This window comes from Lysinibacillus sp. 2017 (assembly GCF_003073375.1).
Lineage (GTDB): Bacteria > Bacillota > Bacilli > Bacillales_A > Planococcaceae > Solibacillus.
This window is the reverse complement of record NZ_CP029002.1, coordinates 2201064-2216357: the sequence shown is the minus strand read 5'-3', so window position 1 is coordinate 2216357 and position 15294 is coordinate 2201064. Positions and strand designations below refer to the sequence as shown.

Genomic DNA, 15294 nt, shown 5'->3' with positions numbered 1-15294 from the left:
CTTTAGCTAATTTAGTGTCTTCAGCAGGCCCATGTCTTGATTAAACGTACTGGCATCAATAATTTACTTTATAATATAGCCATATGAAGAACCATCATCTGTATAGCCGATTAATCGCTCCCCAACTGCAGTTCCTGCTCCAGCATAGCCCCAGAATACATTTTTAGTCCCTATTTTAAAGAATTTGCCTTTTCCTACAACTTCACTTTTAGATACAAGAGGTGTTCTATAACCATATTTTGCTGTTGGGGCACTAGACATTAATTGCAAACCTGTAAAATAGCCAGTTGATTTAGAATTTAACCATTGGTCATACGATATGCTTTGGTTAGTTGTGAATGAATACTCAATAAAAGTAGTATACCGACCATTTTTCATTTTACTAGAATTTGCAGTGAACATTTTAGAATATGCACCTTTTGGAAGTCCGATAGTATCAACAAAGATAACATGTTCAATTGCGCCAGTACCAAGTGTGCTATAAGTGTAAGGTTTTCCAAGTATTTCTTTGAAGCCTTGTCCTTCAGCCATTTCTTTAAAGTTTGTTACTGTTAAAATATTTGTACCTGTTAATGCAACTTCACGGAATTCATTTAAATCATTGAAATCTTTTGGAGATTTTTTCATATTGCTTAAAAATCGAGTTAAGATTACAGAAACTTCTGCACGTGTAGTTTTATCATTTGGTTTAAATGTTTCATCAGTGTAGCCAGATAATAATCCTGTACCTAAAGCAACTCCGATATAAGGTAAGTCAGCTTTGTTTACTCCACCTTTATAGAATTCTGGAATTGGGATAATAGTAAGGTCAGAGTTAGCCATTTCATCTATAGCATTTTGGTATTCAATATTGCTGCTAGCTAAACCTTTAGATAACCATTTAGCAATTTCTGCACGTGTCATAACTTTATCAGGTTCAAACTTTTTACCATAGTCTTTAGTATCAATAATACCAAGTGCAATGGCTTCATTTACTGATGGGTATGCCCAGTGAGTGCTTGGAACATCTGAAAAGGTACTGTTGCTTTCAAAAGCGCCATCGAAAGCACGAGATAAGAATGCGGCAAACTCTGCTCGAGTTACATTGTTTGATGGACGGAATGTGTTATCTGAATAACCTGTAACCATTCCTTTTGAAACAGTTTCATAAATCGCAGACCCTGCCCAGTGAGTTTTAGGCACATCTTTAAAATTTTGATTTGCTGCTTCAGCATTAGCTCCAACAAGACCTAAAGACATAGCTGTAACTGATAAAGCTACTACTGTTGTTTTAAATAATTTTTTGAATTTCATATACATTTCACCTTTTCCTTATTTGTTTTTGAAACTATGATTCCATACTATAATTTACATTATATAACATACTTAGAGATATTGAGTGTGTCATATCAATGCTTAAATTAGATTGTTTTCTAATATTAAGGGTTAAGGGGGCATCATTAAACCAATGTTTTTGAGGTTTTAATAAAAATAGCACATCATTAGAGAGAGATTTTACTCACTAAAAAACACAACCGTTGAGTTAACAGCGTTTGTGTTTTTAGAAATATTTCCATTTTGGGGCGTTTCGCTTTATCTAATCAAAGAAGCTACATAAATTTATGTTTATTTATATTTCTCGAAATGCTTTAATTGTTCTGTCGAAAGGTTCGTTCCATCAATTGAATAATATTCAAATTGACCTACTTTACCCTTATTATGAGCGAAATAAGTATAAACAACATTTGGCTCGTCAGAATAGATAACATTTACCCAATAACTCGGAAGACCTGCAAAATGCCATTTCGCTTTAATAGATTCAGTTTCATCTTTCTGATAAAACGTATTTTCAATTAAATAATCTTCTACTCTCTTTTCATATAATTGTTTTTTTATTTCTATTGTACAAAACGGAGCAAGTATTACAATTACTACTGCTATTATCAATAGTTTTTTCATTCGATCCCCCATCACTAATTATAATTAAAATCATTTTTAACATTTCCGCTTTTGCATTATAGAAATTAACTTCGATAAATATGGCGATGAAACCTTCTATCTAACCCGTAATGTTAGTATGCAGGAATTTTATTTCACAAACGGACATTTTATTGCGTCGTTATTATTGTACAAATACCCTTTATTTGGGATAATTTACTAAAATATATTAATTGGAGGATGAAAATGCGGCATTTTAAGAGCTACTGCTTGTTTATAATTTTCACTTTGTTGTTAACAGGCTGCACAGATGTAGAAAAAGAAAAACCTCCATCAAATACGAAAATAACGATTGAGTCATACAACATGAATGAAAAAGAAAGATTGCTCATTAGTAAAACAGGTGTGGCGCAAATTGAATATTTCAAGCTGAATGGCACTTTGAAAGAAGACGATGATTTGCAATTTTCAGTGGAGGTATATGAAAAGGGTAAGTTTAAAGAGGAGTTACTAAAGACTTGGGGTGCAATCGAAACAAAATATAAAGACAGCTTAATTTCTTTTGGAATAAGTGACATTAGTGGCGAAGATCATTCTTTAAAACTGCTAAATGGTATACCTTCTGGGCTTGCTTCAAAGTTTTATTCATATAACATGACGAGTCACTCTTTTGGTAAGCTAATTGGCGAAAAAGTTACTTTAGAAAAAGATAAACCAATTTATATAGCAGCGTGGCTAGGTACTACTAAAAACAGCCTGCGTACTGTTGGGGGCGAAAATGGAGACCTACCCCCAGGTATTGAAGAATATGAACTCGCATTTTTATATAAAGTTTTATGGACCGACAAAAAGGAGAAGTAACTTTTGTCTAGTTCAAAAATCTAGGTATATTATTGAATATCATTCTTTTATGAAATGTAACCAAACGAAGGTTTGGAGTGGAAGAAGTGTTTATATTTGAAACCTTTCCCGCAATTTACCGTTAAGTATTATTAGACAACAATAAAAAATAGAAAGAGGGGCTTGGGGAACATTCCAAACAGCGATAAACACCGATTCAACAGTATTTGTCGCTGTTTTTTATAGAAAATAACGCTCTGCAACGTATAAAAAAATCTCATTGAAAAGTTACCAAACGTCGCTTTGGGAACTTGTTGAAATCATTTATAGATTATTCCTTTTTTGAAACTTTTAATTAATTTCATTCGTACAAGTAAATTAATGGTATTTTACAAAGCGATACTATTGGTTTAGTTCAGTAGGATTCTTGAAGGAGAAAAAAGGGAGGGGTTTGATGGATTTAAAAATAAATAAGAATTATATTTGGGCATACTTCATAGCATTTTTTGCCCTATGGTGTATCAGAGAGTTATGGCTAGTTCAATATTTAGATTTGATGGATTCTGTTCCGAGAGCTATATCATCAGCCGTTATTAAAGTAGTTATTTGGATAATTCCAGTTTTAATATTAGTTAAAGTTATGGAAAAAGCGGTTCCATTTTCATATTTAGGGTTACGTCATAACTTTAGAAATGGTTTAAAATGGACATTTTATGTATCGTTGGTTTTCATATCTTACTTCATAATATTAAATTTCACTATTTTACATAATAACCTTGATTTTCAAATAGGGTTTAACGAATTGCTAAATACTGTATTATTAGTCGGGATTACTGAAGAAATTGTCTTTAGAGGTTTTTTATTAAAAAAACTGATGAATTCTTTTAAATTTTGGATAGCTAATGCGATTACATCTTTACTTTTTGCATCCATTCATTTTCCTATTTGGTTTTATAAAGGGCTTTTCGAATTTCCTTATATTTTAACTGCTTCATTAACAGCTTTTATATTGAGCGTTATATTCGGTTATGTGTATAAGAAAAGCGGTTCTCTTTGGTCGGTAATCGTTATCCACTCTTTATATAACTTGTTAGTATCGCTCTTCTACTAACTTATAACTCATCCAATATTATTAATTTTATGATAACTAAAGGAGTGATGTTTTTGAAAAACGCTAAGATAAAAGAATTTTTAGAGTGGATTAAGTCTACTGTCATAACGTGTATAATTACGATTGCCGTTATTATATTTATAGTGTCACCTGCAGTAGTAAACGGTGCTTCGATGATGCCAACGTATGAAGATGGCGATATCGTTTTATTAAATATAATCGGTATGAAAATTTCCGGTATTGAAAGATTTGATGTAATTGTATTCGAAGCTCCTAATGGAGAGACATATATTAAACGGGTAATAGGATTGCCAGGAGACCATATTTCATATGAGAACGACACACTTTATATTAACGATGAAGCGATTGAAGAGGCATATTTAGACGTATATAAAAAACAACTGTTAGATAATAGTCTACTAACAGAAGATTTTACATTACAGTCTGCAACGGATTACTCAACGATTCCAGAGGGCTATTTATTTGTTTTAGGTGATAATCGCCGAAATAGTCTTGATAGTAGATATGCTAGTGTGGGATTAGTACCAATGGAAAAGGTATTTGGAAAAACCAATATTAGATTCTATCCACTTGATAGTATCGGTATTGTTAAATAATCCTATTTTTTAAGCCGATAAGTAAAATATACAAAATGAATACAAATAACGTTCCCAAATGACTCTTAGGGAACCAACACCCCCTTATTCAATTGGATAAGGGGGTGTTTTAAACTGCGTGTGTACGATACGTCTCCAAGCTCTGCTTTAGGAATTATGTTTGCTACGATGTAATTTAATTGTTAAAATTAGTAAAAATTAGTTATGAGGTGTGGGGGAATTGAAAAGAATTATAGTATGTTTCAGCCTTATGTTCATTCTCGTTGCTTGCTCAAATAACAGTGAGGATAACTCTACAAATAGTGACAAAATTGAGGAAGTGAACGATTCAGCCCAACTTTCGGAAGATACAACTCTTCAAACTAACGAATTAGAATTACAAAATAAGGAATTATCATCTGCTTTGAATAGTATGGAAACGGACCTCAATTACAAAAAAGAAGAAGCTGAGTATTATAAGCAATTGATTGATGACCTTATTGAAGATTATAGTGACACCCAATTAAAAGATTTAGCAATAAAGTTATGGGATTATCAATTAGAAATTAACGGAGTATCTGTTCCGACAAACGGAATAGTGGAAATACAAGAAAATACGATTGAAATTTCTTTGATAGAAAGACAATCAGCCTACCCTATTTTCCCAAATGAAATTTATATGCAAGGGCAAATAAGTGGGAATTATATAGACCATTTAAAAATGACTTCCAATCCTTCTGAAACCTATGTAACGGATGGCACAGTTGTTACTGCTATTCATCATAAATTTGTAGATGTAGAAAAGGGTTCAACTATTTCATTTACTGTATCCGAAGAATTAAAAAAACGATTAGGACTAGAAACTACTCAAATTACAATTAATAAAAAATAAATGCTTCATTGACATACTACACTGATATAACTGTAATCATAAATATACATGCCCATATAATAAAACGTTCCCAAATGCAAGTTAGGTAACCAATAACCATGTCTAACTTTTAGGGGTCACTTCAACGACGCTTAGGGAACTTTATTATTCCATTTTATGTCTATATTGAAAATTGAAAGTTTAATGGGGGCATCATTATGTGGGTCATATTAGGTCTTATCGCAATAATAGCAACTTTTATTAACCTTTATATGTATGCAACAGGCAAAGATTACAAACTTGCGATGGCAATGGGGTTATCATTTACAGCATTAACAGTTTGTGCTGATTACAGTTATCTAAATACGTGGATAAAAGTGGAGGATTGGGCAGCTTTATCAGATGTAGTACCAGGTATGTCTAGGGCATTTTGGTTTTTGACAATTGTTTCTATTTTATTAAATATAGCACCTGTACTTTTCGATTTAAAAAAAAAATAAATTACCTTAATTGAATGCAATGATTGCAATAGATGTATATAGCGAAAAGTTTATTAGTTTATTTGCCTAATTTAACCGAGCATAAGCTATACACCTCTATACAAATAACGTTCCCAAATGACACTATGGGAGCCAACACCCTCTATTCAATTGAATAGGGGGTGTTTCGACTGTTTATGAACAGTAATTCTCCAAATGAAACTTTAATTAATGGGCTTGTTTTATTAATTCTGCTATTAAATTGAAAACTTCTTTGTCACGCATGAGATATTTATCTGCTAATTTCTTATCAATAGCGAATACTTCTAAAATACTATTTCCAGTATTTTCATCTTGGCTAACAAAAAGTATAAGATTATCCGCAACCGTCGATTCTAAGTCAATAATATAGTAATTAAGTTCAGTTAAAGCGTTTAAATCTTTTTGTTTAATACCTGTTACCTTTGTGTTTTCTAATTGATTCAGTAAATTGGCTATCATTTCTGTTGAAAGTGTAGCTTTTTTGTTTTCTGTAATATCTTCGGAAACATAATTAATCGTTCCAGTAGTATACAGCTCTTTCGAATAATCTGATTCAACAATTTTGAATACTTCAGATACACTAGATTCCCTATATTTAGCTGAACTAATATTATATATGTAACCTGAAATAAGAACTCCTATAATGATAAGCCAAGTCCATCTCTTCAAAAACTCACCCCCTTCTTTATAATTATATATTATTTAATTATTCCGAAATATATTTCCGAAACTAAACCCCTCTGAATATCACAAAAATGTTAGGGATTAATTAAATCAGTAATACACTAAACCAATATTTACATACATTGATTATTCAAATAAACGTTCCCAAATCAAAGTTAGGTAACCAATAAACGTGTCTAACTTTTAGGGGGCACTTCAATAAACCTTAGGGAACCAATACCCCCTATTCAATTGAATAGGGAGTATTTTGGCTGCTTGTGAACGATAAGTGCCCAAACTATGCTTTGGGAACTATCTAGAAGGTATTGATGATATTTATCTAGAATTATATTTGTGTAACATAATTTCGACGATGGAGGCTTAACGATGAAAATTTTTGATGCACATTTCCATATTATTGACTTTGATTTTCCCATTAAAGAAAATCAGGGGTATATACCACCAAGCTATGTGGTAGACGATTACGAACAAGATACAGCGCATCTGAACGTTCAAGGTGGTGCAATTGTTTCAGGATCATTTCAAGGCTTTGATCAGAATTATTTATTAAAAGCTTTAAAAGAAATGGGGCCAACGTTTTGTGGTGTCACACAATTACCATATAGCGTGTCGGATGAAGAAATTATTCATTTACATAATAACGGAGTTAAAGCGCTTCGATTTAATATTAAACGAGGTGGCTCAGAAGATTTATCAAAATTAGATTACTTTGCAAGACGTGTATATGATTTAGTTGGCTGGCATAGCGAATTATACATTGATTCAAAAGAATTACCTGACATTGCAGCAACAATTGAAACGTTACCAGCAGTTTCAATTGACCATTTAGGCTTATCAGAAGAAGGCTTACCACATTTACTCAAATTAGTGGATAAAGGTGTTCGTGTGAAGGCAACAGGTTTTGGGCGTGTCGAGCTTAATGTGAAAAATGCGTTAGAATTGATTTACAAAGTAAATCCAGATGCATTAATGTTTGGAACAGATTTACCTTCAACACGTGCAAGACGACCTTTTAGTGATACCGACATTACACTAGTTCAAGAACTATTTGATGATAAAGAGATCGATAAGATTCTCTACATAAATGCACAGAATTGGTATTTCAAATAATACATCTGTATACAAAAAACGTTCCCAAATGTGAACTGCACCTCCTTGTTAGATGTGTCTAACAAATGGGGTGCAGTTCAATAAAAGCTTGGGAACGTTCGAACCAGCAGCTAAGACTTATAAACCGTCTTGGTTGCTTTTTACCTCAATTAGGTTACCAAACGTCGCTTTGATAACTTTAATATTTAACGAGGTGAAAAATCCATAATTTGTTATAATTGAATAGAGAAAATACAGGTTCTACAATGTCGTATGGGAAGATAAGAACACTTCATTTTAAGGGACTAATAAGTAACATTTAGAAAGTAGGTAAATGATTGATTCCACTAGTTTATGACCAAGTAAATGGTTGGGGAAAAGACGATGAATTTTTTTTAACATTATTGAAGAAGATTAATGTAAAGACTATAGCCGATTTAGGCTGTGGGACAGGGAGATTAACAACTCATTTTGCGAAAGCAAACTATCAAATTACAGCAATTGACCCAAATGAAGAAGCAATTAAATATGCGAAAAATAAGCAATATTCTGATGAAGTGACATGGATAGTTGGTGATAGTTCAAATCTACAAACCAATACATATGAAACAATAATTATGACTGCGAATGTTGCACAAGTATTTCTTACAGAGAAAAGCTGGGAAAATGTTGTTACAGATGCTTTTCGAGCGTTAAAACCTGGAGGCCATTTTATTTTCGATACTCGTAATCCATTAGAAAAAGTGTGGGAAGAGTGGGAAAAAGATACGACACCGGATATAGCAACAGATTTATTGAATGGTGAGCCACTTGAAATTTGGACACAATATGAAGGATTAGTAGACGATGTTTTTACTTTTTATGAAACGGTGAAAAGAAAACATACTGGAGAAGTAGTTATTCATGAAAAAATGCAATTGAAATTTAGAACACAGGAAGCAATTTATGAATCACTAAAAAAAGCAGGGTTTTCACGGATTCAAGTTTATGGAGATTGGGAATTTAATCAAGCAACTTCAAAAACAAAATCTTTTATTTTTCATAGTATAAAATAACTCACTTCAACTTTTATGCAGAGTTATCCAAATAACGTTACCAAATCAAAGTTAGGTAACCAATAACCGTGTCTAACTATTAGGAGTCACTTCAAGCTTGGGAACATTTCAAACAGCGACAAACACTGATTTCACAGTGTTTGTCGCTGTTTTTATAGAAAATAACGCTCTGAGACGCTGTGAGAAATTATTTTAAAGAGGACTGTTCGATCCACTTATTCTGAATGGCATGAAATGTTACCAAACGACGCTTTGGGAATGTTTTTACCTCAACTAACGTAGCAATTTAGTGTAATAAACAGTGAAATTTTGAGAACACTAAAATGAGGTGTTTTCTTATGAAAAAAATACTTATTTTAATTATTGCCATTTCTCTTTTTGCTGTTTTATCGAAGGCGATAGCTACGACAAATAACTATGATGAAATTGCTAAGTCTGATAAAGTAGGCGTTACAATTTATGCAAAAAAGATGAATGGATTATATACAGATTTTAAAATTGATTTTCAAGGTAGCCTCTTTTCAAAACCTTATTGGATAAACACAACAAGTCCTACTTGGTCTCCTGAGATTATCTATGAGGATATCAGTCAAGATGGAAAGAAAGAGCTTGTCATAATTTTGACTAAAGGTACTGGTACTGGTGTTTTAGAACGTGAAGTTCATGTGTTTCAAATGCAACAGCAAAAATCCGAGAAAACACAGAGTATGATGCCAGTTGAGGTACCTGTTGATGACCCAATAGCCATATTATTAAAAAACGTAAAGACCGAGATAACACCAAACAAAGCAATTGTTAGTATTGGTGACAAGAAATATACAATTGATATTAAACCTTTGGGTATTCAACCTGAACATTTGTTTGATGATATATACTTTGGTAATCGTATCAACTTTGAAATAAAAAACAATCAACTTATTGCAAAACTCGGAGGACAAATCTCTCCAGTATGACGATTTGTTTTGATTCTTCATGCAATGGAAAGGCAGCCCAAAAGTATGTGACTGCTCTTGATGTATTTATAAATAAAGTTAAATTAGATATCCTTGAAGGATAAATGGGCGGAGGGATGAAGTTTGACGAATAACATTATCGAACAAGCAAAACGTGGCTTGAAAGGTTTTGCAGTAGGCTATTATCATACTAGTGGTTGTTATGGTAAGTATAGAGAAGAATATTATAAATATTTTGCAGACGAAGATTTTGAAACTAGAAAATACTCGATTGTTGCATTTACCTGTATGTTAGGGACTTGGGAAACAGGATATTGCCAGGTATTTCAGCCAGTCAAAGAGTGGGAGGTACATAGAGATCCTTTAAATCAATATTATTGCTTCGAAGATTATCTTGATGCACTTTTAAAATATCACGACCGGATAGAAAAAGAATTCCCCTATATGTTTGAAAATATAGTGTACTGTTTAATAAAAATTGAACAAGATAAAGGGATTAGTTATGAAGAATGGTTTCCTGAACATAACCCTAATATTTTTAAACGTGTAAAAGAAGAAATTTTAATTCCCAAAAAACATTTAGCAGAAAAACATAGCCATCTAAAATACTTATTAAAAGAAATAGGTATTGAACCTTTTTTTGAATCGGACAAATTTTAAAATTAGATTCAGTACTAAGGATTTATAAAGTATACAATACAAACCTAATAAACGTTCCCAAATGAAAGTTTGGGGACAGTTTAAAAAGGCACAAACGTTGATTTAACAGCGTTTCGTGCTTTTTCTTGTGAACATTTTTTATACCATATTTAATACAGATGGCTCAAATGGTTGATACAATTGTATTTTGCTTGTTGGAAGTGTTCTCTATCTTGTATAAAAGTGTATATTCCTTATTGTTGTAAATTCATATTTTTCTTACTATACCCAAAATGGGAAACCACAATAAATCAGATTCCCCCAATTATTTAAAAACAACAATTAAATTTAACAGAGCCTTATATTTAAAATACGTATTTAAAGATACTATGCCGAAGATTAGCATTAGCCATGGAGAGCTGAATCTAAAGATGGCGGAAGGTGTTTCGAATAAGAATGCACCCCAAAAGTTCCCATAACCCTGGTGTATAATAAGCATCTTTAATATTTAGAAACTGTGCTGAGTTTTTAAATACACAAAATGTGATAAAAAGGAAAAAGAATGCGCATGCCCCGTATGTTTTGCTAAGACGCTGTAAATAATTTTTTTCAGAGGATTGATCGGAAAACAGGGAATCATCTTTATTATTTGGATTTAACCAATACTGTAAAGTCGATAACCGTGAGCCGCCTACATGTACCCAGCCAAACTCCTCATAAAGTGCTTTGTATTGCTGAAATTTTTGTTCAGATGCAAATGTATAAAAGAAGAGGCGTGTAAGGAAATCATTATATTAGATGTTGTTTTCTTGAATCAAAATACAATATAGGGTTAATACGGTAAAATTATATTAACCCAGCATACAGTGATTATTGAAAAGTAGAAGATGTTGTACATCATACATTAAAAAGTAGGGTACAAATGCTACGATGTTCATGTACAATCGCACTCACTTAAAGATGTACACTTTTGCCTCACTTTCTAGCATACTAATCATGAGGTGATTAGTATGTACATAACGCTAGATGTTCAAACGAATTTTGAAATTAATAGTCTTTCAGACTTACCAAAATTCAAACAGTTAATGGAGAATTTAAAAATGAAAATTAACAAAAGCCAGTTGGCTAGAGAAATGGGTGTGGATCGACGTACAGTTGATAAGTACCTAAATGGATTTACACCAAAAGAAACAAAAGAAAAGGCATCTATTTTAGATGATTATTATGAGGTAATCGCTGCACTACTGTCGGAGGATTCAAAGCAGGTGTTTTATTACCGCCGTATACTTTGGCAATATTTAAAAGACAATCACGGTTTAGAATGTGGTGCTTCTACATTCCGTCGCTATATCGCAAAGACACCCGAATTCGCAGCTTATTTTACAGATCAAATGCGTATTCCCTCACCGAAAGGTACGACAAGATTTGAAACACCACCAGGTCAACAGGCACAGTTTGATTGGAAGGAAAGCATTCCTTTTGAGACAAGTGATGGTGAAAAAGTAGAGGTAAACGTAGGTGCGCTGGTTCTAGGGTATTCAAGATTCCGTATATTTACTCTGACATTGAGTAAAACACAAGATGTTTTGTTCTCATTTTTAACCGAAGCATTCGAAAAAATTGGGGGTGTTCCAAAAGAGATCGTAACTGATAACCCAAAAACAATTATGGATGTGGCACGAACAGAACAGTGTTCAGGAAAAATAAATAGCAGGTTCGCCGCTTTTGCGAAGGATTTTGACTTTAAGGTACGACCATGTATAGCACGGCGTCCTCGTACAAAAGGTAAAGTAGAAACACAGATGAAATTTATTGATGAAATCCATGCATATCAAGGTCAATTGACCTTAGAAGAGCTCTATCATTTCATTGAAAAGTTAATGAATCGATTGAATCAATCTTTCCATCAAGGGTCAGGCAAAATACCCGTATTTGCTTTAGAAAAAGAAAAGAGCTCCCTACTTCCGCTACCCGCAGAAAAGATAAGGAACTCTTACCGTATCAAGCATCAGCTTGTACAAGTAAACACATCAAGTATGGTCTCCTACAAAGCCAACCAGTATTCAGTCCCCACTAAGTACATTGGCCAAAAAGTTGGGATACAAATACATGATGATCAATTATGGATTTATTATAACATGGAGTGTATTGCACAGCATCTTATATCGAATCGAAAATTAAATATTCGTCCTTCAGATTATAAAGAAACCTTGCAAATTTCTGCACCTCGTTATCCAGACATTGATACTTTAGCGAAAAACAATCTAAAAGCTATTGGAGAGGTGTATGACACATGATACAGCAAACAAATTATCAGCAACTTTTGAAGAACTTAGAGTATTTAAAATTAAAACAAATGGTTACACATTTAGATGAAGTCGTGGACTTCGGCATCCACAATCAAATGTCATTTATCGATACGTTGATTAAATTAACAAATTATGAAATTGATTTACGTGAACACAATATGATTCATGCGATGGTAAAAGTGGGTGCCTTCCCAAATCTAAAAGAGATAAAGGACTATGATTTCGACTTCCAACCGTCAATCAACCCGCAACAGATTCATGATTTTCTTACATTACGTTTTATTGAGAGTAATGAAAACATCGTATTTTTAGGCCCTAGTGGTGTGGGTAAGACCCATTTAGCCTCCGCTATCGGGATTGCGGCTGCAAAAAAACGTACAAGTACGTATTTTATAAAATGTCATGATTTGATTCAGAACTTAAAAAGGGCTCGCCTAGAGAATCGTCTAGAGAGCCGCTTGAAGCATTACACAAAATATAGGTTACTTATTATCGATGAAATTGGTTATTTACCCATTGATCCGGAGGATGCAAAACTCTTCTTCCAGTTAATCGATATGCGTTATGAAAAACGAAGCACAATCTTTACAACAAACGCTAACTTTAAATCTTGGGACGAAGTGTTTCAGGAGCCTAAGTTAGCCAATGCGATTTTAGATCGCATTTTACATCACGCAACGGTTGTAACAATCATCGGTAATTCTTATCGTTTGAAAAACCATTTAGCTCCAGAAAGTGAGTAATTTTATACACAGTTAAGTGAGCGTTTTTGTACATAGATTAATTGACATTTGTACAGGGAGATTTAGATGGATAAGAGAATAGAGGAATTAGTTAATTTTACAAAAGAAAAATACTGCTTACACGAATATTATTTACATACATTTGATATTTACCGAAGTACGACAATTTTCAAAGATACGGTTTATACCCTAAGCATGGAATGGTTTCCAAATCATATTAAAAATTGGGATGATGAAACCTATAATCCAGAGGGAACAGCTTGTATTGAGTTAGACATCCATTCAAGAAGGACAAAACGTGTCATTTTTAGTAAGGGGATATCGACTGTTGATGGTATGACGTTTGATTTGAATAATAGGGATGAAATCATCAAGTGGATCGAAAAGGAAACGGGTTTAAATTATGGAAGGCAGTTTGAGTTCTGGAAGGAAGAAGAAAGAGGCCTTCAATTCAAGGAATGTATAGATGGGGTTGCAGTTTCTCCGTCAGGTAATATTGAATTAAAACTAGATAAGGAAGGGAGGCTGACCTTATTTTCTATATATGGACAGTTTCCCTCAGAGAAACTAGTAAAACAAGAAAAATATTTACTTTCCCTTGAACAAATAGAAGAGTTAGCCAAGGAACAATTAAAGTTAGTTGAATTTCCAGTCACTGAACAAAAAAAGCTCATTCCTGCATTTGCAATAGAAGAAATTTATATTAAGAATAACTGTTTTTCTACCTTACCCTTTGTAGATGATACGTTTTCTTTGCAAATGGACAAAGTGTTAGAGTGGGATGATAATATTCAAGAAACTTTCCAAAGTAAAATAATATCACTCATTGAAAATGTCACGCCTGATCAAGCATTTCAGTGTGAACCACATCCAGATTTGCGATCAATAACAGAGGAAGAAATTAAAAAGTGTGTTAGTAACATTAAAAAATTTTTTAGTCAAGAATACCCGAATGATTCAGGGAAATGGGTATTAAAGTCGCTATATCGAGATAAGGGATACATCCATGCAACATTAAAAGCAAAGGAACAGAAAGAGCGCGTATTTAAAAGGAAATTGAAGCTATTCATTGACTCGGAGACTTATCAAGTATTGAACTTCATGGATAATAAGCCATTTTTAAAAATATATATGGAATTAGAAGAAGCAGAGGAAATAAAGGTTAAAAAAGAGGAAGCATTTAAGAAATTAAAGGACTTCATTGAATTGACACCATATTATGTATATGATTTTGAGCAGGGTAGCTATGTTTTATGCGGAAAGTTAGATTGCCATTTTGCAGTAAAGGCGAATAATGGAGAAGTTGTTGAATTAAATGAATTGTAACTAAATGCAGTAAAAAAATAACCACCTAGAATGTTGATATGACAACGTTCTAGGTGGTTTTATAATCGCTTTATTTAGATGAAATCATTTACTCAGCTTATCTTTTTAATTAGCTTCTCTAAGCTTCTTGACTCGCATTTACTATAACGGATTAATCCTCTCTCTCAACAAAAAACGTGATTAAAACAAACAGTAAAAATGCGAGTAATAAAAGTGTTCCGCCAACGATGAATAGTATCATGACGAAAGTTTCGTTTAAGTTAAATGGATTTATGTTGTACATCCACATACCAAACGTTAAGCCGAATGCGCCGGTCATCGCTAAAATCCCGTGTACCGTTACTAACTTTTTATATTTTACACGGTACATCTTATAGAAAATCCCCCATGCAAAAACTGATAACCAGCCAACAAGTAGTATGTGAGCGTGAATAGGGCGCAGTGAATAATCCATATTGCCTGCCATTTTTGAACCTAAAAATGTACCAATTAAACCGAAAATCGCCGCGAAGCGAATTAAACGAATACTCCATTTTTGTTCCATTATTAATCCCCCTTAGATTGTGTATGAATACGTTCTACATCAGATAGAACAGACAAACCCCTATAAAAGAAGTTTGATTGTAAAATTTGCACCAAA

General features: G+C 33.1%; 16 protein-coding genes and 1 pseudogene. 12 read left to right on the top strand and 5 right to left on the bottom strand.

Going from position 1 to position 15294, the window contains the following annotated elements; translation table 11 throughout:
* Positions 1-63: 63 nt before the first annotated feature.
* On the bottom strand, positions 64-1293 hold the full coding sequence (locus DCE79_RS10715) for an S-layer homology domain-containing protein (protein ID WP_159083095.1): 1230 nt from the start codon (positions 1291-1293) through the stop codon (positions 64-66).
* 312 nt (positions 1294-1605) lie between these two features.
* Entirely contained in the window at positions 1606-1938 is a 333-nt protein-coding gene (locus DCE79_RS10710) for a DUF3139 domain-containing protein (protein ID WP_159083094.1), read from the bottom strand.
* A 345-nt stretch (positions 1939-2283) separates the two neighbouring features.
* Here DCE79_RS10710 and DCE79_RS10705 point away from each other — a divergent pair, with 345 nt between their 5' ends.
* From DCE79_RS10705 to DCE79_RS10685, 5 genes are all read left to right on the top strand, one after another.
* Positions 2284-2778, top strand: a complete 495-nt coding sequence (locus DCE79_RS10705) for a hypothetical protein (protein ID WP_234417249.1) — start codon at positions 2284-2286, stop codon at positions 2776-2778.
* Positions 2779-3211: 433 nt separating this feature from the next.
* Complete coding sequence (locus DCE79_RS10700; RefSeq protein WP_108713042.1) at positions 3212-3868, top strand: CPBP family intramembrane glutamic endopeptidase; 657 nt, start codon at positions 3212-3214, stop codon at positions 3866-3868.
* A 47-nt stretch (positions 3869-3915) separates the two neighbouring features.
* Positions 3916-4485 carry a signal peptidase I gene (gene lepB / locus DCE79_RS10695; protein WP_108713041.1) on the top strand — a complete coding sequence of 190 codons (570 nt, stop codon included), beginning with the start codon at positions 3916-3918 and terminating at the stop codon, positions 4483-4485.
* A gap of 250 nt (positions 4486-4735) precedes the next feature.
* Positions 4736-5356, top strand: coding sequence for a hypothetical protein (locus tag DCE79_RS10690; protein ID WP_108713040.1), 621 nt, complete (start codon positions 4736-4738; stop codon positions 5354-5356).
* A 197-nt stretch (positions 5357-5553) separates the two neighbouring features.
* The gene (locus tag DCE79_RS10685) at positions 5554-5835 is read left to right on the top strand and encodes a hypothetical protein (protein ID WP_108713039.1); all 282 of its coding nucleotides are present in this window, start codon (positions 5554-5556) and stop codon (positions 5833-5835) included.
* Positions 5836-6042: 207 nt separating this feature from the next.
* On the opposite strand, the gene DCE79_RS10680 is transcribed toward DCE79_RS10685, so the two are convergent.
* Positions 6043-6525: a hypothetical protein gene (locus DCE79_RS10680; RefSeq protein ID WP_108713038.1), complete on the bottom strand. Its 483-nt coding sequence runs from the start codon at positions 6523-6525 to the stop codon at positions 6043-6045.
* A 381-nt stretch (positions 6526-6906) separates the two neighbouring features.
* Between DCE79_RS10680 and DCE79_RS10675 the strand changes: the two genes are divergently transcribed.
* From DCE79_RS10675 to DCE79_RS10660, 4 genes are all read left to right on the top strand, one after another.
* Positions 6907-7650: an amidohydrolase family protein gene (locus DCE79_RS10675; protein ID WP_108713037.1), complete on the top strand. Its 744-nt coding sequence runs from the start codon at positions 6907-6909 to the stop codon at positions 7648-7650.
* A gap of 317 nt (positions 7651-7967) precedes the next feature.
* Entirely contained in the window at positions 7968-8684 is a 717-nt protein-coding gene (locus DCE79_RS10670; protein WP_108713036.1) for a class I SAM-dependent methyltransferase, read from the top strand.
* Positions 8685-9022: 338 nt separating this feature from the next.
* Complete coding sequence (locus DCE79_RS10665; protein WP_108713035.1) at positions 9023-9637, top strand: hypothetical protein; 615 nt, start codon at positions 9023-9025, stop codon at positions 9635-9637.
* Between the two features lie 123 nt (positions 9638-9760).
* Positions 9761-10297 carry a hypothetical protein gene (locus tag DCE79_RS10660; protein WP_108713034.1) on the top strand — a complete coding sequence of 179 codons (537 nt, stop codon included), beginning with the start codon at positions 9761-9763 and terminating at the stop codon, positions 10295-10297.
* Positions 10298-10701: 404 nt separating this feature from the next.
* Here the strand turns inward: DCE79_RS10660 and DCE79_RS18990 are convergent.
* A pseudogene (locus DCE79_RS18990) lies at positions 10702-11037 on the bottom strand (DUF2812 domain-containing protein); the annotation flags it as partial.
* 249 nt (positions 11038-11286) lie between these two features.
* Between DCE79_RS18990 and istA the strand changes: the two are divergent.
* From istA to DCE79_RS10640, 3 genes are all read left to right on the top strand, one after another.
* Positions 11287-12573, top strand: a complete 1287-nt coding sequence (gene istA / locus DCE79_RS10650; RefSeq protein WP_108711590.1) for an IS21 family transposase — start codon at positions 11287-11289, stop codon at positions 12571-12573.
* Entirely contained in the window at positions 12570-13328 is a 759-nt protein-coding gene (gene istB / locus DCE79_RS10645) for an IS21-like element helper ATPase IstB (RefSeq protein ID WP_108711591.1), read from the top strand. Before istA ends, istB begins: the two co-directional genes overlap by 4 nt.
* A gap of 66 nt (positions 13329-13394) precedes the next feature.
* The gene (locus DCE79_RS10640) at positions 13395-14654 is read left to right on the top strand and encodes a hypothetical protein (protein ID WP_108713033.1); all 1260 of its coding nucleotides are present in this window, start codon (positions 13395-13397) and stop codon (positions 14652-14654) included.
* 151 nt (positions 14655-14805) lie between these two features.
* Here DCE79_RS10640 and DCE79_RS10635 read toward each other — a convergent pair whose 3' ends face one another.
* Positions 14806-15198: a hypothetical protein gene (locus DCE79_RS10635; protein WP_108713032.1), complete on the bottom strand. Its 393-nt coding sequence runs from the start codon at positions 15196-15198 to the stop codon at positions 14806-14808.
* Positions 15199-15294 lie beyond the last annotated feature (96 nt).